Below are 23,147 nucleotides of genomic sequence, written 5' to 3' on the forward strand. Positions count from 1 at the left end.
CGGCAACGCGCGCTACAGCCGCACTTCGTCGCCGCAATTGCCGCCCGGCGCCGCGACGAGCATGCCGCCCTTGTCGCGATACACGAACACGTCGGACCAGTCGCGCAGCCGGTAGCGCACCTCCGCGAGCCGTCCTTCGGACGTGCACAGGAACTGCACAGACTTGTCCGCGCCGATAAAGAAATCGTGCAGTTGCGCGTTCTTCAGCTCGTCGAGCCGTACCACCTTGTTGTCGTGCTCCCCCAGGTAGCGGCCGAGATTCGTGCGGCCGACCGCACGCGCCATTGCGGCGAGCTCGGCGGCATAACCGGCAGGCGCGTATCCCGTGCAGCTCCCGTAGCGATTCCAGTGCTGCTGGAAGGCGTCGGCGCTCGCCGGCGCGATATATGGCGCTGCATCGTCGGACAGCGTGCCGTCCGGCAACGGCGTCGTGTCGCAGTCGCGCCGTGGCGTATACAGGCCGATCGCCGTGATCCGGATCGGCGTGCCGTCCGCGGCCCGGCGCTCGGACGGCAGTTGGCCTGCCGTGCACGTCTGGGCGCCATCGCCGCCGACACACTCGCCCAGCTTCCAGGACAGCGCCAGCGTCCAGTCCTGCGCGTGCGCGCCGGCGCAGGTCAGAATCAGGCTGGCGGCGCAGGCAGCCCGGGTAATTCGCAGCAGGGTCGACATGATGCGTTTCTCCTTGTGTGACGACGGGCGCCGGCCGACGGAATCGGCCGGCGCGGCTCGCGAGCCGTCAGCGGCCCGCTTGCTGCAACAGTTGGCGAAGGTTCTGAAAGCGCGGCAGGCCCGCACCGAAGCGATTCGTGACGTCGTACTGCACGATCGGTGTGCAGATCATCCGGATCAGCTGAAACAGCGCGGCGACGCGCTCCGGCCGGCGCGGCCCGAGATGGCCGGCGATCTGCGGATCGCTCACCAGCAGCGCCGCGAGCCCCGTGATGTGCGGCGCAGCCATCGACGTGCCGGATTCGGCATTGAACGCTGCGCCCGGCACCGTCGATACGACGCCCACTCCCGGCCCGCACACGCCGATCTGCGGACCGTGGCACGAGAACGTCGGCGAGAAGAGGCCGTCAGCCGTCGCAGCCTGCGCGACGATTTGCGTTTGCTCCCACGTGTTGACGGGCAATTCCCGATGCAGCCCCAGCGCCGACACCGCGAGCACGTACGGCGACGACGCCGGGTACTGGACCGGGCCGCCCGAATTGCCGGCCGCGACGATGCATGCGACGCCGGATTGCACGGCTTCCATCAGCTTCTGCTCGACGGCGAGCGACGCCTGCGGCGCGCCGAGGCTCAGGTTCACAACGTCGATGTCGTGGTCGATGCAATAGTCAAGCGCCTGGATCAGCGTACTGAACTGGCCACCTGGGAAGATCTTCAGCACATGGATCTCCGCGTCGGGCACGAAACCGCGCATCGCCATCTGCGCGTCGGCAGCCTGCGGACTGATGCGTGCGGCGATCACACCCGCGCAATGCGATCCGTGGCCGATCACGTCGTCCTTCCAGGTATCCGGGTTCTGATCGTTGGTCAGATCGGCGCCGCGCACGATATGGTTCAGCAGCGGATGCGACGTGTCGGCCCCCGAATCCACGATCGCGACGCGCACGCCTCGCCCCGTCGTCGTGGCGGGAAGCTCATCGAGGCCCATCAGGCGCTGCCCCCACCCGAGCGGAGCACGCGGCGGAACGTTCGGGTTCGGCTGGGACAACGGCGTGAGCCGCACCACGTTCGCCTGATCGCTCGACAACAGCGGCGCCGACAGGTAGACGTTCCAGTACGTGTGGGACGGCCGCACCGCCAGCGACTGGAGCGGACCGGGCGCCATCTGCGCGACGGCCAGGGTCGTCTCGCCTCGCTCGTCGGTGGTGCCGCTCACCGGGAACCCGTCTCCCGCGAGCGTCACCGGAACGCCAGGCTCGGGTTGATCGTCCGCACCCAGCACGCGGATCGTTACCGGGCGCAGGATCGTCGACGCGATTGCCGCCTGCGGACGAAGCTCGGCGCCGGAATCCTGTTCCGGCTTTTTCCCGTAGCCGAGCGGATGGTCCTCCTCGACGATCATCTCCGGCGGCGCCGTCGCCTGCAGCAGTTGCGCATGCGCGGGGTCCATCTTGACGACGTACGTGTCGGTCGCTTCGTCCGGCCGCGCGGACATCATCTGCGCGTTCTTGTGGCTGTTGATCACACGCACGACTTCGACGCCGGGCAGCCGGCCGACCGCATTGTCGAGTTCATGTGCCGACATCGGCGTCACCGCGGCCTGGCGAGCGAGCGCGCCGCGCCGAGGCGCAATCAGATACTGGCGCTTGCCGCTCGTCACATGAACCGCATCGCCGGCCGAATCGGGCGGCATGACTTCCGGTGCGGCGGCGACATCGTCCGCCGGCAGGGCTGCCGCCTTCGCGGCGGTTGGCTTCTTGTCCTTGTCCATCGCAATCTCCTTCGCGGCGCGACACTCGAGGCACGCCATGGGTCAGTCGGTCGCAAGCGACGGACGCGCATCCCGATACGATCGGATCGTTGCGCAACGGGCGTCCGTCGAGTGCGCCCCCGCTGGGGCCGCAGGGTGGCGCAGGTCTATGGTTGAGACAGGTCAGTGGAATGCCGGCTGGGCGGGCATCACGGAGAACGGCAGCAGGCCGCCGAGCCGGCCGAGCAGTTCGCCCAGCACCGGGGCGGCGGTACCGATGACGGTGCCGCCGATGCCCTGCGGCGCGAATGCCGCCTGGGGCTGGGCCGCGAACGGCAGCAACCCGCCCAGTTGACCGGCAACCGTACCGACGGTTGGCGCGACCGACTTCAGGATGTCGCCGAACACGCCTTGCGGTGCGAACGCCGCTTGCGGTTGCGCCGCGAACGGCAGCAGCCCGCCGAGCCGGCCGAGCAATTCCCCGAGTACCGGCGCAGCAGTGCCGATGACCGCGCCGCCGATGCCTTGCGGCGCGAATGCCGCCTGGGGCTGGGCCGCGAACGGCAGCAGCCCGCCCAGTTGACCGGCAACCGTACCGACGGTTGGCGCGACCGACTTCAGGATGTCGCCGAACACGCCTTGCGGCACGAACGCCGCTTGCGGTTGCGCCGCGAACGGCAGCAACCCGCCCAGTTGCCCGGCAACCGTACCGACGGTTGGCGCGACCGACTTCAGGATGTCGCCGAACACGCCTTGCGGCGCGAACGCCGCTTGCGGTTGCGCCGCGAACGGCAGCAGCCCGCCGAGCCGGCCGAGTAGTTCGCCCAGCACCGGGGCGGCGGTACCGATGACGGTGCCGCCGATGCCCTGCGGCGCGAATGCCGCCTGGGGCTGGACCGCGAACGGCAGCAGCCCGCCCAGTTGCCCGGCAACCGTACCGACGGTTGGTGCGACCGACTTCAGGATGTCGCCGAACACGCCTTGCGGCGCGAACGCCGCTTGCGGTTGCGCCGCGAACGGCAGCAGCCCGCCGAGCCGGCCGAGCAATTCCCCGAGTACCGGCGCAGCAGTGCCGATGACCGCGCCGCCGATGCCTTGCGGCGCGAATGCCGCCTGGGGCTGGGCCGCGAACGGCAGCAGCCCGCCCAGTTGCCCGGCGACCGTACCGACAGTAGGCGCGACCGACTTCAGGATGTCGCCGAACACGCCTTGCGGTGCGAACGCCGCTTGCGGTTGCGCCGCGAACGGCAGCAGCCCGCCGAGCCGGCCGAGCAATTCGCCGAGTACCGGCGCAGCGGTGCCGATGACCGCGCCGCCGATGCCCTGCGGCGCCAACTCCCCTTGCGCAAACGTCGTCGCGTAAGCCGGAACGTGTCCCGAAACAGCGAGCGGTACCCCCGGCAATGCATGGTGTACATGAGTCATTTTCGAGTCCTTGATGAAGAGGAAACTGTCGGCACACGAGTCGCAGACCCTGCGTCTCGTGCGCCGTCGACATGCCGGCCGGCGACGCCTCCATCGGCCCGCTACGCATGGGTCAGTGGAAACATCGGACGAATCGGCACGTCGATTCTGCGAGTCGGGTCCTGCCGGTTCCATACGGCAAATGCGGTATGTGTCCCGCTACGGCGAGCCGGGCTTTGCAACGGGAAACGGGTCGGTGAGCCAGCCGGAAAACACGGCCGTATGGAGAAGCGCACAGATGTTGGGCGAGGCGGTCTTGCGGAGAAGATGCGCGCGATGCTTGCGGGCGGTCTGGTCGCTGATGCCGAGCGCGCGAGCGACCTGCTTGTCGCTCATGCCGGCCGCGAGCAGGTTCAGGATCTCGCGTTCGCGCGACGAGAACGGGTCGGGACGGCGTTGGATACTGTTTTTTTGAGCACGTCAGGAAAGAGAATGAAATAGCGCATGGTCAGTTGCGCCGATTTCCTGAAGCCGAATTTATCGAGAAGATTTTCGCGATGCTTGCGCGCGGTATATACGGAAATGGCCAGTTCAATCGCGATTTCACGGTCGGTCAGGCCTTGCGCGATCAAGCCCAACACGACTGTCTCGCGTGCGGTAAGTTTCAAGATGGATCCCCGTCGACAATTGAAAGGGCATCCCCTTCCTTGTCACGGGAGCGGCGGTCTCCTTGGAATATTCACGACAACCTCACCGGCGACCGGACACCTCCCTTCGTGCACGCGACATGCAAAGGTGGATGCGCTTGAGACTGCTTTGTTATCTCCGGGCCGCCCGTTATAAAACGACTTTTTTGATTGTTCTCGACTGCGAGATGGACGGGGCAGCCTTGTGCCGACTATTTGAATTCGGGGCGATCGGGACGATGCATCATACGCCCGCCGCTCGATTTCGCATGATGATTGATATCACTGATTGAATTGGTCAACAGAACATGCATTCAATTTCGATTTCATTGATGAATCCATGCTTTTGTTTATTATTTCTTGAATTAAAAACAAAACAGAAACTGCCATTCGTGAATTACAGAATTGCGACATCGAATCTGACGTTTGAAAGCGATCCGGTTCGCGGTTGGTACGGGGTATCTTCCCCTGATCGATGTCTGTTGAGTCGGGATCCCGGCCCGATTCCAATGTGACGGGAGTCGAATCGCATTCGAAGCAGCCGGCCCCGGCGGTTGTGGATGTCAGATCCGGCGACTCGTCGGGGAACACTGCATGACAAGGTGCGGCGCGTTGAAGTCGCGGTGAACGAAGTGTTCTCGATAGGGGCGATCGCGATTGCCCCGCGTACGCAAGCCGGATCGCAATCAAGCCGCATGGCGGAAAGCAGCAGGAGTCAAAGAACCGGTCGAGACGGGACGCCCCGGTGACCGGGCCGTCCCGACAGGCGTTCGGAATGGCTCGCCTACGGGCGCAACCCAAGCACGCCGAGGTAGGCATCGAGCGAGCGCCGCACCGACTCGGCCACCAGGCGCGTAATGCCGCTGTAGTCGCCGGTCGTGCACGCGTCGTCCAGCGTATCGTAGTCAGCCAGCCGATCTTCCTTGCGAATGACCGCGGGCGGATAGCCAGACTTCATCAGTTCGAAATTCAGCAGCAACCGCCCCGTTCTTCCATTGCCGTCGACAAACGGATGGATCTTCACGAACCGCGTATGCAGTTCGGCGGCGCGTGCCACGGGATGCATCGCTCCCGCCTGCGTGTCCCAATCGATGAGCGCGGCCATTTCAGCCGGCAAATGCAGGAAATCCGGTGGCGTCGTGCTTGCGCCTGCGATCACGACGTTCTCCCGGCGATACCTGCCGGCCTCGCCGTCGTCGATCCCCTTCAATACCAGCCCGTGAATATTCCGGATCTGCCATTCGGACAGCATTTCCTGCTTGCCGACGATTTCTTCGACATAGAGAATCGCGTCGCGATGATTGGTGGCTTCGAAATGCTCGCGCAGCGACTTTCCGCCGACCGTAATGCTTGAGCACAACCTTCGTTTCCCGCAAGGTCAGCGTATTGCCTTCGATCGCATTCGAATGATAAGTCCACTCCAGCATCAGCTTTTCGCGCAATGACGCCAGCGTATGCGGCGGAAGCGGACGCGCCGCGTCCAGCTTTGCCTTGTCGGCATCGACGGCTTCCAGCAGAAGCGATACGGACGAATCCATGAAATCACCAAAATCGACCAATGCGCGCCATTTTGCTCCGCGTCGGGAATGGCGACTGGCGGAAGGCAGCAGACGCCAACCACCGCTCGCGGAAACCCGCCAGGTAAGGCTCCCGCAGTTGCAGATAGCCTCCCACCCACAATTCTACCCATATTGGGCTCAGCGGCAATCCAATATCGGCCGCAAAGCCCTGATGGCAAAGGGACGCCGAGCAGTTTCCCGCCCAAATGCCCCAAAAGTTGCCTTCACGCGCTCGGGTACGTTCGGGACGCCCCCTACAAGCCGCCACGATGCTAGCATGCGGTCCGACGAGAGTGTTAATTATGTAAAATAAAATCCTAACCAATCCCATGGACACTGATTTTCATGGTCGCTTCCTGTGCCAGTGCCACTTCGGTTACGAAATGGTCTGAAATTGTGCCATTCCCCGGGTCCGGTTCGGGAAATTGACCTGAATGGCAAAGAAATTAAGGCCGTGGTCGATGGCTTTCGTCACCCTCACGCGCGGACACCTTGACTATGTCGCTCGGGATACCCGGAAAAGCAGCATGAGAGTGAAAATCGCCCGCCTCGGGTCCGATCACAAAGCGAGTCGCGGACGACGGTAGTGACGACATCGACGTTGCAAACACAACGTCCGCCGAACAAAGCAAGGCACAAGCCCAAAATATCCTCGATATCAATGGTCGCCACTTCACTGTCATTTCCACACTTCCTGGATCATCACATTACCGGCAGGCGCTGTCGCTCACCCGACTCCCGTCCTTCGGTCAAACCGCGGCCAAACGATCATCGAAGGATAAAAAAGCAATCTGCAACCATTCGATCTTGAGAATGGTCGCAGAGCTTGCAATGCAGCAAGCCTGAAACCGCACAGAGATTCAATAGCCGCAAAGAACTCCGTGCGCGACAAGCCTCAAATGCACGTGCCCGTCGGGGCAGCCCCGCCCCACATTCCGGCGTTCGGAGCACCGGACGTGGTCAGGCCTTGACCATAGTAGTCCGACACCGCAGTTGCCGCCGTGCTTCCGGTCGGCAACGTCACCGCGGCACCGGCGTTCAATGCAATTGACCCGGCCCCCAAGCGGTAACGGCAATCGAGTGCCGCATTGCCGATTACGTCATTTGTCGCATTCACCGGCAACTGCGACGCATCCCCATAATTCTGGAAGACGTTGTTATTGAAGGTGACTCCTGTCAGCGAATCGACCGTCGTGCCCTTCACGACGTTATTTGTGTGAGGACCGTTATTGACAAAGACATTATTCGACAGCGTCACTGCATGTCCGGACGGCCCCGGCATCCCGCTGCCCACATAGAGCGTCGCACCGGCGCCCGCGAGCGACACAATCGTATTGCTGTAGACAAGGTAGTTGTCGTACGTGCCGCCGCAGTCTTCGACGATTCGCGTCTTGTCACCCACACTCAGGTTGTACCGCACGATCCCTCGATATTGAGTCGTACCGTCCTGGCACAGCAGTACGAACCCGCCGTCATTGTTGTGGCTGTAGTTGTACTGGACGACCACGTCATTGGTGGAGTGATCGATGTCGTAACCCATGCCGTCGCCGGTTCCATGGCCACCGCTCGCGTCGTTGAACTGGAGCAGCGTACCGTCCGAGTCCGACGTCCAGATCCCGGCGTTGTTGTCAGTCGAACGAATCCGGAACCCGCTCAGGATGTTGTTCTCGACGACCGCATTCTGCGCCATTTGCGGAACGATCCCGTCCCCTCCGACGTTCTGCATCAGATTGTCGCGAATAACCAGATTCAACTGAGGCGCAAAGCCGGATGCGTGCGGCATCGACGTCCACCAAGATCCGAGTTGAGGACGCGTTCTCCAGCTACTCCAGAAGTAGATCCCCTCCCGATCGACATCGTAGATGGGAGCGTCCGCATTCGTCCCGAGCGGCGTGCCGATCAGATCGTTCTGGATCAATACGTTCTGGAAGTACGTGGGCGTCGTCACGCCGTCGACCTGGAACACGATACCGCCGGACGCGTTGATCCACTTGCCGTTCAGCGACGTCGACGTCTGCGGGCTCGGGAATTGATTGATACCGTTGACACCGTGAATGTACAAATTGTTCAGCACGTATCCTGTGCCGGCGCCGAAGTCATTCAGGTTGACGAACACGCCGCGTCGCTGCGTCGTCCCGTCGCCGGGAGCGATCAGCTCCAGATCGTTCAACTCCCAGTATTGAACGTTGTAGAGATAGACGGCCTGGTTCCCGCCATTCGCGTTGATGACCGGCCGCCCCGCTGCGCCGCCATATCCACGAACGGTAATGGGTTGCGTCGCGGTGCCAGAGCCTTGTGGCTGGAACATGCCGAGGCAAGTGACGCCACGCCTGAAATTGACGACGTCGCCCGGCTGCAGTTGAACTTGGTTGAGCTGAGTGATGCTGTTATAAGGAGCGCTCGACGAGCCGTCACCCGCGGTAGCCGCGCTGCAATCGACATATCGTTGAGTGCGGGAGGCGTTGGCATCGGCTTGCGTGACGAGATTCTGCAACGCCGCCGAGGCGACCTGCAGCTGGGCAGCGGCAGCCGTCCGGTTCCCGTTGTACAGCGTTCCGTTGTCGTAACTTAGCTGCTGCGCCAGCGAGTCGACTTCACTCTTGATCGCATAGACGTTCGTGCCTACCGCATACAACGGAGACACCGAAAATTGCGGTTCCGACAGGCTCCGATAGGTCAATGCCGCTTGCAACGCACTCTGCGCATTCTGAAGCGCGGTCGTCGCATTCGCGAGATTGCCAGTCGAGTCGGGAGCGACATTCGGCAGATCTGTCGTGAGGAGTCGTTCGACTCGCTTCAGGACTACGCCAAGATTCTGATCGCTACTCGGCTCATCACGCAGATACGTCGGATCCGTTGGCGACGAGCTGGCCATGCTCCGAGCAGACGTCGATGCAGAGCCGGGCGAACTGCCATCGCCGCTGCAAGCGCTCAATACGGCCACGCAGACCACGGAAAGTGCTGTCATACGAATGAACACGTTCGATACTCCCAATTTGAAAGAATTGCTTCCCGGCAACGCGTGATCGGATATTTTCCAAGTCGAATCATCGGGATGCAGACACGGATTAAATTTGGATTCCGAAATATATGACGTAAAGCATCGAGAATTCACGTCTCGATCCCGGCCTACGGTTTTGACGGATCCGCCTTCGTGATGCGGAGGAAGCTAGCGTCGAGCTCGAACCGCGGTGTCTTGCGACACCGATGCGCGTGGATCATAGCGTCCGCACCGGCCGCTCGTTCCAGCACATGATCATTTCACCCCGGCAAACAAGGGGTATCCATCCGGAAAACCCCCATACTTGATCACATTTAACAAATCAAGGCAAATAACTGGCAATCATATGCTTAGAAGGCGTCACGTTTTGATCACAAGTTGACGTTGGGAGAAGGGGGAGAGTCCCAGAAGGTGTTGGGCGGCAGCCCCCCAAACGACCTTCCTGAGACGTAAAGGCGTCAAGCGAGGACGGTTGAAGTGGCGCCGCGCTTGCGTCCGGCGCGACCGGGTTCTTGGGCAGGTTCTTCCGGCATGCGGGCCAGCAATACCTGTTTTGCCTTGACGACATGGGCACCGGTGAGGATCACCGCCGCCTCGACATCTCGCGCGCGGATTGCCGCCAACAGGTGCCGATGATCGTCCACCACGCCGGTCAGGCGCTCCGGCCCGTACCCAAATCGGCGCCAAAGCGCTGCGATGAGCAGCCAGTGCCGGTTCAGCAACGTCACCGCATCCGGGTTTTGCGCGATCACCCCCATCAGTTCGTGCAATTCCCGGTTGGCCTTCAGCGCGGCAGGAAAATCCCCGGCTTCGATATGCGCCTCCAGCCGCTCTTCGATTCGCTCGAGATCGTCGATATTCTGAGGTGTGCAACGGTTGACCATCTGCCGCACGACCAGCATTTCCAGGGAACAACGCAGATCAAAAATGTTGCCAACGAAATGACGATCGAGCGAGCGAATGCGCGCGCCGCGATTCGGCTCGATGATCAGCAGGCCCTCGCCATGCAGCGCGCGCAGCGCCTCGCGAATGGGCATCTGGCTCACTTCGTAGCGTGTCGCTAGTTGAGCGATCGTGACCCGCGAGCCGAACTGCAGCTCGCCGGCGACGATGTCGTCGCGAATACGCTGCTCGATGTCTTGAATTTGAACCATGGAAAACCCTCTATGCCCTATGCGACAGGTGACATCTCGTTGAGTAACGCCAAGTAGTGTATCGCAGGCAGACATCACGCAGACCGGAAGAAAAAACGCCCCCGGCAAGCGGGGGCGAATGTGGACAAGGAGGATCCACGAGATGATTCTGAGCGGCGTTCAGACCGATTCCAGTTCTCGATTGGTGGTGTTCAGGAACGGCGACGCTACCGCAATCAATGCACACCCGAGATAGCCACAAGAATAGAGCGCGATCGCCCGCAGTCCGTAGTTATGGAGCAAGACCGGGGCGAGCACCAGATTGAGCGCGATTGCGAGACGCGTGACGCACTGCGCGATCCCCGAGCCGAGTGCGCGTAGCTCGGTCGGAAACGCTTCGGAGCTCCATACCCACGAAAGCACGCCAGGTCCGAACCAGGTCAGCATCGAATAGGCAACGAATGTGACGAGCAGAACGACCGTATTGGTCTGTCCGAAGAACGCCATGCACATGCCCACACAGAAGACGGCAAGACAGGAATAGATCCCCATCTTGCGACGATCGACATTGTCGATGATCAGCGACCCGAGGAAGACGGCCGCAAGCGCCACGCAAAATCCGGCGAGCGCAAACTCGAGCGCCCTACTCGTTCCCAACCCCGTGCTGGCCAGTACCATCGGTCCGGCAATGGTGGCCACTGCCCCCGCAAACCCGTTCAGCGCAAAAAAGCCGGTTACTGCCAGGAGGCGCCACAAGGCGCGCCCCGTCAAGAGATTGCGGTATTCGCGCTTGACGACTACCGGGGCCGTCGGCTCAGGCAAGCCAAGTGCGGCGAAGATTGCTCGCGCCTCGTCGGCCCTGCCATGCGCTCGCAGCCAGCGCGGAGATTCCGGCAGAAACTGCCGCGCGATCAGAACTGCGAGTGCCGGCAGTGCGGCCAAACCGAAGAGCCATCGCCAGGTATCGGCGCCGGCGAAGGGCTGGAGAGCAAGTGCCAACAGGACGCTGGCGATCGCACCGCCCAGCCACATCAGATTGGGCAACGACCCAGCAACGCGCCCTCTGCGGGCAGACGGTGCGATTTCCGCCAGAAAGCTGTGCGAAGTGGGAATGTCCATGCCCACGGCGATACCGATGACGAAGCGGGCAATCATCAACTGCCAGACATCGGTGACAAACGCCGACAGCAGCGACGCGACGACGAACAAAGCGAGATTGACCATGAAGATGATCTTGCGGCCCAGCCGGTCGGAAAGATCACCGAATACGACCAACCCGAGCGCGGTGCCGATGAATGCAATCGCCGCCAACCACCCCTTCTCGGCTGCCGTGACGTGCATCTGCGGACCGATGAACAGCAACGCCGCGCCCATCACAAGCAAGTCGTAACCATCGATGAATTCACCAAAAGCGACCAGACGCGGCGCCCATCTACGCACCTTCTCCGCGGCTTGCGGCGTCATCTCTGAATACGTTGCCATAAACATTCACTCCTTTGCTCAACCCTGTTTTTTCCGGTGACACATCGTTGCCGTGGGCCTTGCCAGTCCACGGCAAGCGCACCTTAGAACGAATGCCGCAAGCCCACCGTCATGGCCCACGGATTGAATCCCGGCGTCACTTTCGCGAACGAGCTTTCGTTTGACGGCGGCCCATTCAGCGTACCGAGCCCGATCGTGCTGTTCGCACCATTGAACAGCTTGGTATAGATCGTATACAGCTGGGTCCGCTTGGAGAGGAAATACACGTAGCCTGCGTCGAAACTGGTCGCATGCCCCACCCCGCCGACCTGGCTGCTGAGAATATGTCCGACCCCGAGGTTCAGTTGCCCGGACGGGCCGACCGGCGTGACGTCGGTAACCGACCAGGACGACGCGAATCGCCCGACACTGTCGCTCGCATAGATATAGTCCGCCCCGACCGTCGTCCAGCTGAATTTGTACAAAGCGCCGACGATATGCGTTTTCAGGCTCGCCATCTCGCCATCAAGGTAGTAATGCGAATTGTTGAAGCCGTAACCGATCTGAAATATGCCGTTCGAATAAATCAGGTTGGCACCGAGGTTCTTTCCGTCCTGCGAGTTGTCCTGCACGCCATTTGCGCCGTTCGAGTACGTCACTTCGGAGGTCAGGCCGCCAAACAATACCGGCGTCTTGTAGCTGATCGTGTTGTTGCTGAACCCGCCGAGGCCGGTGAACGCGCCTCCCAGCGTGGAACTGGTCCGTTGCGCACCGAAGATCTGCGACAGCACGGCCTGATGATGGATGTTCGGCGCGGTAAAGCTGTCGAGCTTGTAAGTGTTCGCATCCTCGAACAGATAAACCCAGAAGGTCGGTGCGCGATAACGCCCCATTACCAACGTGCCTTGATTCGTTGCAAGCGCCACCCATGCCTCACGCGTGAACAGCCCGCTTCCAGCAAGCGTCCCGTCACCTAGGTTGAACTGGCTTTCGAGGAAGAACAGGGTTTTCATCCCGCCGCCCATGTCCTCGGTTCCGCGAAAAATCAGCCGGCTTGCCTGCAGGTTTCCGTTCTGGAAGCGATACAGGACAGGATGATTCGACGGATCGCTCTTGAGCGCCCCTACCTTCGACATTTCGAAACCGGCATCAAGAATCCCAGCCAGCGTCACTGACGACTGGGCATGGGCGACTCCCCCTGCACCAATCAATCCGATACTGGCTAAAGCCACCTTCATTTGTTGTACTAATCTATTTGACTTCATTTCTCCAACCCCATGGTGACATTGATGTCTACTTGCCGCGCTGATACCCCTTAAAGATGCGCGCCCCCATCGATCGGTATATTGGTTCCGGTGATGAACGAACCTGCCGGAGATGCGAGCACGAGAACCATTTCGGCAACTTCATGCGGATGACCGGAACGATGCATCGGATTCGCACCGTGTTCAATCGCTGCCCATTCGGCCGCGTTTTCCCGACGCCATGCGTTGCGTGGCGTCGCAATCAGGCCGGGCGAGATCGTGTTGACGGTGACGCCGTTCGGCGCATGGACCTTCGCCAGATTCGCCATCAGGTTGTGGTGGGCAGCCTTGAGTGCCGCATAGACAGCCAATTGCGGATCCGGACGTGTTTGGTTCAAGCTGCCGATTGCGATCACCCGCCCCCATCCGCGTCCGCTCATGCCAGGAAGAAGCGCCTGCAATAGTTCAATCGATGCTTCGAAATTGACGCGAGCATGCTTTTGAATCGAGGCAGGTGATATCGCAGCAAAGTCCTCGCGAATCTGCATCGACGCACACAGCACAACGATATCCACTTGTCCCAGGACATCGAGCGCGTGGTTCGCCAACGTCATACCACTACCGGGAACCGCAAGATCGACGTCAAGAACATGCAGCTTGGCGCCGTCCGCCTGGAGATCACCGGCCAGCGCGCCCGCGGCATTCGCATGGCCAGTCAGCTCATCGATCTGCTTCGAGTGATGGATGGCCACTTCCGCCCCGGCCAGCGCGAAGCGGCGTGCCACCTCTCGGCCAATACCGAGACTGGCGCCAGTGATCAGCACCCGGCGGTCCGCAAAAGCGCGACGGGGATCCGGACAATCCGGGGATGAATAAGTCGACACGGCAATTCCTCAACGAGCTGATGGACGCTATTTAACTGCCCCCGACGACATCATGGCATTAGGGCAAACCCTCCAATTTGATCAAATCATGTCACATAAAGCCACAAACGCTCCCGATTTATCGATATATACTTTCCACTTATGATCATAAATGGGAGAAGCCATGAGAAAGCCCCCCGTCCGGTTCGTCTGTAATGCACTGGATGTCCTGGGAGAGTCTCCAGTCTGGAACGCCAACCGATCCAGCCTTCACTGGGTCGATATTCGGCGGGGACTGCTGCACACGTTCGATCCGAATCGCAACACTCACGTTGAACGCGCTTACGGGCCGACGCTGCTGACCGGCATCGTCCTGACAGACCCGGATACACTCGTGGCCGGCCGACCCCGTTCGCTGGAAAGAATCGAGCTTGAATTGCCGCACACTCCGGTCACGATTCTCAATCTCGACTTGATGCCCGCCCAGAACCGGACAAACGAACTCAAGACGGATTCGCGAGGCCGCTTGTGGTTCGGTTCCATGTGGGACTACGCAAGAGGGTGCACGGGGGGATTGCATTGCGTCGCCTCGGATGGTCGATTAACGACGCACCGCCGATCGGTAACCATTCCGAACTCGCTGGCCTTCACTCCCGATGGAACTGGCATCTACTTCGCCGACTCCAGCACGGGTGCGATTGAACGAGCATCGCTTGATCCCGAGACGAACGAAGTCGGCGCGTGGGAAATCTGCGTTCCGGCCTCTGCAGCACCGGGCAAGCCGGACGGTCTGGCGCTCGATGCGAGCGGCCATTTCTGGAGCGCCCGGTTCGGGGCTGGCTGCATCATCCGGTTCGATCCGCTGGGGCGGGAAGTTCAGCGAATCGATCTACCCGTGAGTCAGCCAACGTCCTGCGCATTCGGCGGCGCAAATTTGCGCACATTGTTCATCACCACCGCACGGCAGGGACTCATGCAAACCCAGCTTGCGAGCGAGCCGCTGGCGGGCGGCCTTTTCGCGGTCGACGTCGACACTGCGGGCCTGCCCGTCTCATTTGCAAATGTCTTGCCGTCGACGCGTTAGTCCGGCGACCATCCAGCGCGCAAGCGAGCAATTCGAAAACACCCCTGGAATGCCGCGTCTTCAGGCCCGGGGTTGACTTCAATCCCGAGCAGCGTCCCGGCCGTCGAATAGCGACTCATCAACCGCTGACTACCCACCACGCCATAACGACCGATCGCGCCAAGGGCCCGGTCGCCGCTCAGCAACTCACAGCCGATCAACAAGCCCGACAGGAACGACCCGCTCCCTTCCGGCGCGAGCTGTCCGAGCAAGACGGATGCGCGAACCGAGAACAGGATGCGCGTCATGTCTCCTGCCGATTCTCGCGCAAGTTCAACGCCTCGAGCGAACGCCGATTCGACGTATTCATGGTCGACGCGCACGAACTGCTTGAGGATAGTGTGTTCGGAGAGTGCCGCGTAAAGGTCCCCCGTCATGAACGTTTGAAAGTCGACAATCTCTCCTTTCTCGACCACGGCCCATTTCGAGTGCGTGCCGGGCAGGATCACCGCGCCCTGTCCCGAAATACCCATGCCCAGCAGTTGAGTCTCTTCGCCGCGCATCACGTCGGGCAAGGCCCCGGTTCTGGATCGCATCACGCCCGGGATCAAATTCGCGACGATTTTCGAACCCCGAACGACGGAAACGCCATCGGCGAGATCGACTTCGCGGGCCGGGCAATTCACGTAGGGCACTTCCCGCCATCCGCGACGGGCTCCCGCCATACCGCAGACGTAGACAGCCAGGCGGTCGCCTGATTCACGCATCCACGGCTCAAGCAACGCATGCAGGACGCCTTCGAATTCGTCCGGACGCAATGATCCGGCCCCACTCGACGATTGAATCCGGTCAAGCATTCCGCCTTCCGAGGTCATCAATGCCGCACGCAAGGAACTGGTACCCCAATCCACTGCCGCAATCCTGCGCGGCGATCCGGTTACAACCCGCATGGTTTACCCCAATATTTGATCACAAATTGTGAAAATCAAAGTCAGACGTGATAACTTAACACAATGTTTGATCAAATCAATGGATGATTCTCATGAGTAAGGCCCCCGTCATCGAAGCCGTTTCATTGACCGTCGTGGAGGTGACGCCCGCCACACGCTGGACGTTCGTGAGGCTGCTTTGCAGCAGCGGCGACACTGGCATCGGCGAAGCGACGCTCACCGGGAGGGAACCCGATTTGATCAAAGCGTTCGAGCCCTTGGCGCCAATGATCAAAGGGAAAACGACACAGGAGATCGACTCGAGCTTGTGCGCTTTGCCGCTCGCGTCACTTCCCCAAGCAGCAATCGTGTCGGCGTTCAGCCACGCATACGCTGACCTCGACGGTCGCAGGCAATCACGTGGCGCTGCCGCGCTGTTCGGCGAACCCTGCCGTGATGTGGTCCCGCTGTATGCCAACATCAACAGGCGAACGCGCCAGCGCGACGCTGACGCGTTTGCGGCCAGTGCCGTCGAAGCGATATCGGCCGGCTTCTCCGCAATCAAGATTGCGCCTTTCGACGGCGTCGAGTTGTATGGCGACCCCGTGGCCGAAATCGATCGGGAAAAGATTCGTATCGCGCTGGACCGGATCGGTGCCGTTCGGAACGCCATCGGGAATCAACATGACCTGATGGTCGATTGCCACTGGCGGCTCAACCCAAGTGCTGCCCGGGAAATCCTCGCGAGCGAGGAATGCAATGGATTGCATTGGTTCGAGTGCCCTATTCCGGAAACGCGAGAAAACCTCACCGAACTCAGCGCGCTGCGAGCGTTCGCGAATCGACGGGGAATTCGACTGGCGGGATGCGAGGAAGCAATTCGCGTCAACGGCCTGCTTCCGTTTGTTGAAGCTGGCGCCTACGACGTCTTGATGCCCGATATCAAATACATTGGCGGGATGAAGGAGATGCTGACCGTGGCGCGTATGCTTGAGAAGCATGGCCTCGAAATTTCGCCCCATAACCCGAGCGGCCCGGTCGCCCATGTCGCCAGCTTGCATATGGCCGCGCTCATGCCGAACCTGGGGCGACTCGAGTTGCAGTTCGATGAAACGACCGCGTTCACCAACCTCGTCGCGTCGGGGCTGCCGCGCCCCACGGAAGGGCAATCGAAACTGCCAGAGGGAACAGGTCTCGGCTTGCAGTTCGATCATGCAGAAGTGGCCGCGAGATCCACGTTGTATATCGAGATATGACCTGCCGCGACGAAGCGGTTGTTAGAAACGTCTCCCGCAACGTTACGCGGCACCGCATTCGGCGTATTCAACCTGATAGGTCCAGCGTGCATGTTGCTCCCAAGCGTCATATGAGAACGTTTTGGTTAGTCTGCCACTTTCCTAGCCGGATCACGCTCATCGATATCAACCTCCAACCACGGCCCGTCGGGGCCTGGCTGAATTCCGAAAATCTCGGTGCGAGACTCACTGCCTGATTGGTCAAAAAATTCCGTCTCAGGTCAGTATCCCCTTGCCCAAGACCGTCATTTTTACGGTATCGCCGTACGTACAAACAGCGGCGCTAACCCATCGCGCATTTCAACCGGCGCGCTAGCGCCGCCGATTACCTTGGCCCCAAACCCCTCCGGGTCACCGCGCTCTGACGCCGACACCGCGATCTCTGTCGTCGCTCGGCCCTCTGGCAACGGATAGACAGCACCCCTTATAGTTCACGAATAGTTGTTTGGGGTCACAAGACGAAGCCTTGACAGACTTGAATAAATGTAACTATAAAAAATCACGCAAATAAATGGCACCCAACAATCTAAACTTTTTTGAAATCATCAAAAAAAGTTTGACGCCCAGCTTTCCTCCTTGCTATCGTTTCAAACAAGAAATATCGCAAAAAATTTAATTGCGTTAATAAATCAAAATCACAACAAATAGCTTCCATTTTAATTACGTTACAGTAAGGGTGGCACCTGGTTCTCAACACTACGACACCAAATAGTACTCGACTCACTACCGTGCACCGCCTGCCAAGCAGCACCGCTCATGTGACGCGCGCTTGCGTCGTCAGGCGCGTTCAGCGTTGTAAAGTTTGAGATAAGCGTACCCGTCCTGTTCATCAACCGGACAGGCCATCCCGGTCGCAGCCACCACGACCTCAGATGTCAATGCGCTTGTTTTTGTTCGAATTTGACGTAACGGATTCCTAAATAATAAAGATTCGAAGCGGTTGTTTTTCTCAGGTCGTACCCGCGCGATCGTCGTACCTCCGCATCATCGATGCGGAAAGGCCCGACATGAACGAGGGCCGTACGCGGGATCGGTGTTCGCCACACGCGAGCGCGACACTCGTGTCGGCTTCCAATCTTGAATGTTAGAGGGGGGAGGAATGGCTATGTTGCCTTGAATCAAGCTGATCGGTCCAACCTGCGTCAGGTTGCATCCGCCGCCCTTCGCTACCCGCGATCTGGGCTGCGCACTGCAGCCGTTCTTCGTCGAAATCCCGGAGCTTACAATGCAGAGAACTCGATACGTCAATCGCAAATTCCTACAACGCGTTGCGCTGACTGCAATACCGTTTGGGGTAGCAACCACGATGATCCCGCTGCCCACGCTGGCCGCAACCAATTGGGTCCCCACCCGCACCCACGCTTTCCTTCTGTCGAATGCACCAGCCGCGACGCCCAGCTACTCGCTGAACAGCGCAGGCACGCCCGCACTCACCGATACGCACGTCACGCCACTTGAATTAAGCCAGCCGCTACACGTCACCGTGGTGTTGAAGAACCGCAACGCGGATCAGTTGGACGCGTTCCTTCGTGACGTCAACCAGCCGGGTAGCGCCAGTTACCACAAGTACCTCACGCCGGCGCAGTTCAAGGCTCGCTTCTCGCCGACCGACGCGCAGGTCGCGACCGTGGTTACTCACCTGAAGGCGAACGGTTTCAGCAACATCACAGTCTCGGACAACAATACGCTGATCTCCGCCGACGGCAACGCCGGCAACGTGCAACGCGGCTTCCAGGCGAGCATCAAGCGCTTCACCTATCGCGGCAAGCCGGTCTACGCGAACGATTCGGCGGCACTGATCCCGGCATCGCTAGGCTCGATCGTCGATTCGGTGATTGGCCTGCAGAATGCTGCCGTGCCGCACCGCCTGCTCCACCGCTTCGCACCGGCAGCCGTCATCGAGCCGAATAGGATCTCGACGAATGCGACCGCCCCGTCGCAGCAGGTCGGCCACCAGCCGACCGATTTCGCGGCGATCTATGACGCGAACGGCCTGCCCGCCGCGACGAATACCACCGTCGGCATCATCACCTGGGGCGACATGACCCAGACCATTGCCGACCTGAACACCTTTACGCGGAATGCGGGCCTTGCGACCGTCAACACGGCGGTGGTCGCAGGCGGGACCGGCACACTGGCCAACGACGGCGATCCGGGTGAATGGGATCTCGACAGCCAGACCATCATCGGCACGTCTGGCGGCGTCAAGCAACTGATCTTCTATCCGGCCGTGAACGGTGACAGCCAGGACAGTGGCCTCACCACCGCGACGCTCACCGCCGCGTATAACAAGGCGGTGACCGACAACAAGGCGACCATCATCAACGTGTCGCTGGGCCTCGACGAAACCACCGCCAATTCGGATGGCTCGCTCGCCGCCGACGACGCAATTTTCAGACAGGCTGCCGCACAGGGGCAGATCTTCTCCGTCGCGTCGGGCGACGCGGGCGTCTATCAATGGTCCTTGTCACCGCGTGACGAGCCGGGCTACATCGGCACGTACAACGGCAGCTCGATCAATACGACGATCAACTTGTCCCGGTATAGCGTGTCGTCTCCTGCGAGCTCGCCGTACGTAGTCGCGGTCGGAGGTACGACACTGTCGACCACCGGCACGACGACATGGGCCGGCGAAACCGTGTGGAACCAAGGCGTCGCATATGCGGATCTCGACAGCAACGGCAATCCGCTCGACAACGCCGTGCGGATCTGGGCAACGGGCGGCGGCGTGAGCGCGTACGAATCCGCGCCGAGCTGGCAGACCGCGGCGCTTGGCAACTCGGTGACCAGCCGAGTGCTGCCGGACGTGGCGTTCGATGCCGCGCAAACGACGGGCGCGTACATCGTCCTCAATGGGCAGCCGAACAACCTCTACGGCGGCACGAGCCTCGCGTCGCCGATCTTCGTCGGCGGCTGGGCGCGGGTTGAATCGGCGAACAACAACAGTCTCGGCCTGCCAACGTCGGCGTTCTACCAAGGTCTCCCAACCAATACGGCACTGCTCCATGACGTGACGTCTGGTAACAACGGTTACAGTGGCCACGGCTATACTGCGACCGCCGGGTGGGACTACGACACCGGCTTCGGCAGCCTGGATTTTGCGAAGGTTAGCGCAAGCTCCGTCAAGTAATGCGGCACGGCGCGATGCGGCGTGGCGGGTTCGCCGCGCTGCACCGCGCTTTTTTTATCTGAACGACCCACTCGACATTGTCCGCCCCGTCCGTCATCCTGAGCCGCGTCGGGGTTCTCTAGCCAATTAAGCAGTGAGTCGCACATCCGTATTGTCGGGCTCTAGCCAAGTGCGCCCGCCGCTTGACGGATCGTTCAAGGATGGGGTACAGGTGACCGGCAGTAAGCCCATTCAGCAATCGCTGGCCGAATAGCCAACGCCAAGACGCCCTACGCAAGATTTGACTTCAATTCCGTCGACAAAGCCGTGGCGGTGAGCTCCAGTTCAGACAAGACGCGCTCGATTACCTCGGTCCAGTTTCCGCGCGTGGTCTGGGTAAAGATTCGCATGCCGGGATACCACGGACTATCGTCACGATTGCGCAACCAGCGCCAGCAGCCCGCGTATCGGTTCAGCAACCACACGCGCTTACCCATGGCTGCTGCCAGATGAGCGACCGAAGTGTCAACAGAAATGACAAGATCCAGCGCGTCGATGAGGGCTGCTGTATCGGCAAAATCCCTCACCTCGTGCATCCAGTCGACTACGTGCGGATAGTTCTCGTGGGATAGCGCTTTCGACATGTCGTCTGCCTTCTGCAGGCTGATCCAGTGCGCGTGCGGCCAGGCGAGCAATGGCGCCATCGTTTCCAGGTTGATACTGCGCCGGCGATCATCACGCATGTCCGAATGCCCTCCCGCCCAGACCACACCGATGCGTGGCAAGGTGCCCGGCTGCAACGTTGCCACTTTCGATGACCATTTTCGCGACCGTCGCCGATCGGCGTACAAATAAGGCAGGCAGGCCGGAATGTTGTCTGCTCGTGTTCCGAAGGCCATCGGCAGCGACAGGAGCGGGCAATACCAGTCCCACCGAAGTGGGTCGAATGGCTTGTCGTCGAGCAGCGTCAGATTTGACCACCGGGAGCAGAGCGAATCGGTCAGCAACCGGCGCAGCGGTTTCGGGCATAAAAAGCCAACTTCCGTGAATTGGCCCAGCGCCATTTCGAGATATCGGCAAAATTGCAACGTATCGCCAAAGCCCTGCTCGGACAAAACGAGCAGGCGGTTTTCGCCTGGCGGCAGTCCTTGCCCCAGCCACCGGCGGATCGACAACGCAGGAGGCTTGATCCCGGTATGCGAATCGCCCACCTGAAACGATGCCCATCGGTTTTCGAAATATGGCCAGGCTTCCTCGTAGTCACCTACGCAAAGCAATTCGTGTCCGAGATTGCAGTGGGCCACGACATTTTGGGGATCCAACTCGATTGCTCGACGATATGCATTAATCGCGATGTCGGTTTTTCCCAACGAGTCGTAGCACGCTCCCATATTGTTATAGGCGTTAGAATTCCTTGGGTTGTGCTCTATGGCGCGCAGATAAATATCTATAGCTTCCTCCAGTTTGTCGTCCGACTGTAATGCCATACCCAAGTTATACAACAACTTTGAAGTGTCCGGGTTCAGCAAGCAATCTTCGGCAAACGTCAGACCTCTTCGCGCGTTTTCTGCCGCCTGTGGAAATTTCTTCAATCGTACTTGCGCCGCGCACAAGCTATTGTAGAACCCAGCATTGGGAGACACATCGATAGCACGCATGAACCAGTTCTCGGCCTCATCAGGCTTATTCAATGACAAAGCGACCGACCCTCTCAGATGCAGAACATCACCGTTTGAGGGGAACTCCTTCAGAACGTCTTCGACGAGCCGAAGAGCAAATTCAAATTGACCAGAATCATATGCCTCAATTGATTTTTCATAGCACAACTGTATATATTCAATATTCGACACCATGATAACTCCGACCAACAACTCGCGCTAGCGAACGCTCCGAATCGAGGCAATTCCTAAGAAGATAGACACCAAACGTCCATCATCTCCTAAATTATACTGCTCCAACATTGCATAGAACGCGGATCAAAAACCATCTATTTTATGGCGAACCCCTCTAACATCGAGAAGTCAATCTCACATCAAATTCACACTTTCACTCCCACATCTCGATTAATCGAGAACACTCTCGATCACCTCTACGGCTCGACAGTGGCGCCGCATCATTCAATACACCACTCCATATTTTTCGATCACATCGATCACTCTATTTTCCATAACAGGCTTTGATATATAATATCCTTGGCAATCTATGCCATCAATCCTATTCAGCCACCTCAGTTGAGATTCAGTCTCCACACCCTCGACCACAACGCGCTTTTTCAATCGACCAAATAGCTCAACGAGCGTTTCAATCATTGTTCTTGATTCAATATTTTCATCGACATCACGCATAAAGGAGCGATCCAGCTTGAGCGTATCTACCGCCAAGCGATGCAATTTGGTCAGCGACCAGCATCCTGAACCAAAATCATCGATTGCAACGCTTACGCCAGACTCACGGATTGAAGCCACGGCTGTCACGAGTTCCTCGATTGGTCCGGGATCGATCGACTCGGTAATTTCGACCTGGAAATTACCGGCACGGACGCCATGCGATTCCAAAATATAAGACAATCTTTCCGTCACTCCGGGTCGCACAATTTCGGGAGCAGGAAGGTTTACGGACAGGGACAGACTGCTGTACCCAAGCGTAGCCCAATTAGCGAGCACTCTCGCAGACTCCATCATGACATACTCAGTAAACCGGTATGTCAAATGTGAATTCTCGACCAGGTCAATGAACGCCACCGGCATCAACACACCATGTTTCGGGTGATGCCAGCGTATAAGCGACTCAAACCCGGATAGCAATCCGGCCTGAACGCGGAGCTTCGGCTGATAAACGAAAAAGAACTCTTTCCGAGCCAGCCCACGCTCCGCATCTTCGACAAGATCGTCAGTACTGCAACGCACGGCCGTACCATCCACAGCGATCTCCCATGCAGGCACTCAGAATTGCAGTGCCTGCTGATACAGCCTTGCTCC

17 protein-coding genes and 1 pseudogene are annotated in these 23,147 nt (G+C 59.7%); 4 read left to right on the forward strand and 14 right to left on the reverse strand.

Annotation, left to right across the window (positions count from 1 at the left end; all coding sequences use genetic code 11):
* Window positions 1-12 precede the first annotated feature (12 nt).
* From HWX36_RS02495 to HWX36_RS02525, 7 genes and pseudogenes are all read right to left on the reverse strand, one after another.
* Window positions 13-672 (reverse strand): hypothetical protein, encoded by a 660-nt coding sequence (locus HWX36_RS02495; RefSeq protein WP_175950694.1) that lies wholly within the window; start codon window positions 670-672, stop codon window positions 13-15.
* A gap of 67 nt (window positions 673-739) precedes the next feature.
* Window positions 740-2,443 carry a S8 family serine peptidase gene (locus HWX36_RS02500; protein ID WP_175950695.1) on the reverse strand — a complete coding sequence of 568 codons (1,704 nt, stop codon included), beginning with the start codon at window positions 2,441-2,443 and terminating at the stop codon, window positions 740-742.
* A gap of 162 nt (window positions 2,444-2,605) precedes the next feature.
* Window positions 2,606-3,847: a hypothetical protein gene (locus HWX36_RS02505; protein WP_175950696.1), complete on the reverse strand. Its 1,242-nt coding sequence runs from the start codon at window positions 3,845-3,847 to the stop codon at window positions 2,606-2,608.
* A gap of 198 nt (window positions 3,848-4,045) precedes the next feature.
* Complete coding sequence (locus HWX36_RS02510; RefSeq protein WP_244136294.1) at window positions 4,046-4,222, reverse strand: hypothetical protein; 177 nt, start codon at window positions 4,220-4,222, stop codon at window positions 4,046-4,048.
* Window positions 4,223-4,239: 17 nt separating this feature from the next.
* Entirely contained in the window at window positions 4,240-4,494 is a 255-nt protein-coding gene (locus HWX36_RS02515) for a LuxR C-terminal-related transcriptional regulator (RefSeq protein WP_244136295.1), read from the reverse strand.
* Window positions 4,495-5,296: 802 nt separating this feature from the next.
* Window positions 5,297-6,029: pseudogene (locus HWX36_RS02520) on the reverse strand (Fic family protein).
* A 937-nt stretch (window positions 6,030-6,966) separates the two neighbouring features.
* Window positions 6,967-8,946 carry a hypothetical protein gene (locus tag HWX36_RS02525; RefSeq protein ID WP_175950698.1) on the reverse strand — a complete coding sequence of 660 codons (1,980 nt, stop codon included), beginning with the start codon at window positions 8,944-8,946 and terminating at the stop codon, window positions 6,967-6,969.
* Between HWX36_RS02525 and HWX36_RS02530 the strand changes: the two genes are divergently transcribed.
* Window positions 8,945-9,097 carry a hypothetical protein gene (locus HWX36_RS02530; RefSeq protein WP_175950700.1) on the forward strand — a complete coding sequence of 51 codons (153 nt, stop codon included), beginning with the start codon at window positions 8,945-8,947 and terminating at the stop codon, window positions 9,095-9,097. The two genes, HWX36_RS02525 and HWX36_RS02530, sit on opposite strands and share 2 nt — an antisense overlap.
* A 433-nt stretch (window positions 9,098-9,530) precedes the next feature.
* On the opposite strand, the gene HWX36_RS02535 is transcribed toward HWX36_RS02530, so the two are convergent.
* From HWX36_RS02535 to HWX36_RS02550, 4 genes are all read right to left on the reverse strand, one after another.
* Window positions 9,531-10,226, reverse strand: a complete 696-nt coding sequence (locus HWX36_RS02535; RefSeq protein WP_175950701.1) for a GntR family transcriptional regulator — start codon at window positions 10,224-10,226, stop codon at window positions 9,531-9,533.
* A gap of 159 nt (window positions 10,227-10,385) precedes the next feature.
* Complete coding sequence (locus HWX36_RS02540; RefSeq protein WP_208457786.1) at window positions 10,386-11,687, reverse strand: MFS transporter; 1,302 nt, start codon at window positions 11,685-11,687, stop codon at window positions 10,386-10,388.
* Window positions 11,688-11,770: 83 nt separating this feature from the next.
* Window positions 11,771-12,904: a porin gene (locus HWX36_RS02545; RefSeq protein WP_175950702.1), complete on the reverse strand. Its 1,134-nt coding sequence runs from the start codon at window positions 12,902-12,904 to the stop codon at window positions 11,771-11,773.
* A gap of 77 nt (window positions 12,905-12,981) precedes the next feature.
* Window positions 12,982-13,794, reverse strand: a complete 813-nt coding sequence (locus tag HWX36_RS02550; protein WP_175950704.1) for an SDR family oxidoreductase — start codon at window positions 13,792-13,794, stop codon at window positions 12,982-12,984.
* A gap of 163 nt (window positions 13,795-13,957) precedes the next feature.
* Between HWX36_RS02550 and HWX36_RS02555 the strand changes: the two genes are divergently transcribed.
* Complete coding sequence (locus tag HWX36_RS02555) at window positions 13,958-14,857, forward strand: SMP-30/gluconolactonase/LRE family protein (RefSeq protein WP_175950705.1); 900 nt, start codon at window positions 13,958-13,960, stop codon at window positions 14,855-14,857.
* On the opposite strand, the gene HWX36_RS02560 is transcribed toward HWX36_RS02555, so the two are convergent.
* Window positions 14,854-15,747 carry a 2-dehydro-3-deoxygalactonokinase gene (locus HWX36_RS02560; RefSeq protein ID WP_175950706.1) on the reverse strand — a complete coding sequence of 298 codons (894 nt, stop codon included), beginning with the start codon at window positions 15,745-15,747 and terminating at the stop codon, window positions 14,854-14,856. The genes HWX36_RS02555 and HWX36_RS02560 overlap by 4 nt on opposite strands.
* 131 nt (window positions 15,748-15,878) lie before the next feature.
* On the opposite strand from HWX36_RS02560, the gene HWX36_RS02565 reads away from it, so the two are divergent.
* Together HWX36_RS02565 and HWX36_RS02570 are read left to right on the forward strand one after the other, a co-directional pair.
* Window positions 15,879-17,021 (forward strand): mandelate racemase/muconate lactonizing enzyme family protein, encoded by a 1,143-nt coding sequence (locus tag HWX36_RS02565; protein WP_175950708.1) that lies wholly within the window; start codon window positions 15,879-15,881, stop codon window positions 17,019-17,021.
* A 1,264-nt stretch (window positions 17,022-18,285) separates the two neighbouring features.
* Window positions 18,286-20,190: a S53 family peptidase gene (locus HWX36_RS02570; protein WP_175950816.1), complete on the forward strand. Its 1,905-nt coding sequence runs from the start codon at window positions 18,286-18,288 to the stop codon at window positions 20,188-20,190.
* Window positions 20,191-20,459: 269 nt separating this feature from the next.
* Here the strand turns inward: HWX36_RS02570 and HWX36_RS02575 are convergent, their stop codons facing one another.
* Complete coding sequence (locus tag HWX36_RS02575; RefSeq protein WP_175950710.1) at window positions 20,460-22,022, reverse strand: tetratricopeptide repeat-containing glycosyltransferase family protein; 1,563 nt, start codon at window positions 22,020-22,022, stop codon at window positions 20,460-20,462.
* Window positions 22,023-22,286: 264 nt separating this feature from the next.
* A complete protein-coding gene (locus HWX36_RS02580) occupies window positions 22,287-23,090 on the reverse strand; it encodes an EAL domain-containing protein (protein ID WP_175950711.1) in 804 nt (267 codons plus the stop codon).
* Between the last annotated feature and the right edge of the window lie 57 nt (window positions 23,091-23,147).

Origin of the sequence: Burkholderia sp. BCC0405 (assembly GCF_902833075.1) — a bacterium.
In the GTDB taxonomy this organism is placed as follows: domain Bacteria; phylum Pseudomonadota; class Gammaproteobacteria; order Burkholderiales; family Burkholderiaceae; genus Burkholderia.

Bases quoted from the DNA above. Each gene is read 5' to 3' on its own strand.
- HWX36_RS02495 (WP_175950694.1), bottom strand. From the start codon at position 672: ATGTCGACCCTGCTGCGAATTACCCGGGCTGCCTGCGCCGCCAGCCTG.
- HWX36_RS02500 (WP_175950695.1), bottom strand. From the start codon at position 2,443: ATGGACAAGGACAAGAAGCCAACCGCCGCGAAGGCGGCAGCCCTGCCG.
- HWX36_RS02505 (WP_175950696.1), bottom strand. From the start codon at position 3,847: ATGACTCATGTACACCATGCATTGCCGGGGGTACCGCTCGCTGTTTCG.
- HWX36_RS02510 (WP_244136294.1), bottom strand. From the start codon at position 4,222: ATGAGCGACAAGCAGGTCGCTCGCGCGCTCGGCATCAGCGACCAGACC.
- HWX36_RS02530 (WP_175950700.1), top strand. From the start codon at position 8,945: ATGCTCCGAGCAGACGTCGATGCAGAGCCGGGCGAACTGCCATCGCCG.
- HWX36_RS02525 (WP_175950698.1), bottom strand. From the start codon at position 8,946: ATGGCCAGCTCGTCGCCAACGGATCCGACGTATCTGCGTGATGAGCCG.
- HWX36_RS02535 (WP_175950701.1), bottom strand. From the start codon at position 10,226: ATGGTTCAAATTCAAGACATCGAGCAGCGTATTCGCGACGACATCGTC.
- HWX36_RS02540 (WP_208457786.1), bottom strand. From the start codon at position 11,687: ATGGCAACGTATTCAGAGATGACGCCGCAAGCCGCGGAGAAGGTGCGT.
- HWX36_RS02545 (WP_175950702.1), bottom strand. From the start codon at position 12,904: ATGAAGGTGGCTTTAGCCAGTATCGGATTGATTGGTGCAGGGGGAGTC.
- HWX36_RS02555 (WP_175950705.1), top strand. From the start codon at position 13,958: ATGAGAAAGCCCCCCGTCCGGTTCGTCTGTAATGCACTGGATGTCCTG.
- HWX36_RS02565 (WP_175950708.1), top strand. From the start codon at position 15,879: ATGAGTAAGGCCCCCGTCATCGAAGCCGTTTCATTGACCGTCGTGGAG.
- HWX36_RS02570 (WP_175950816.1), top strand. From the start codon at position 18,286: ATGCAGAGAACTCGATACGTCAATCGCAAATTCCTACAACGCGTTGCG.
- HWX36_RS02575 (WP_175950710.1), bottom strand. From the start codon at position 22,022: ATGGTGTCGAATATTGAATATATACAGTTGTGCTATGAAAAATCAATT.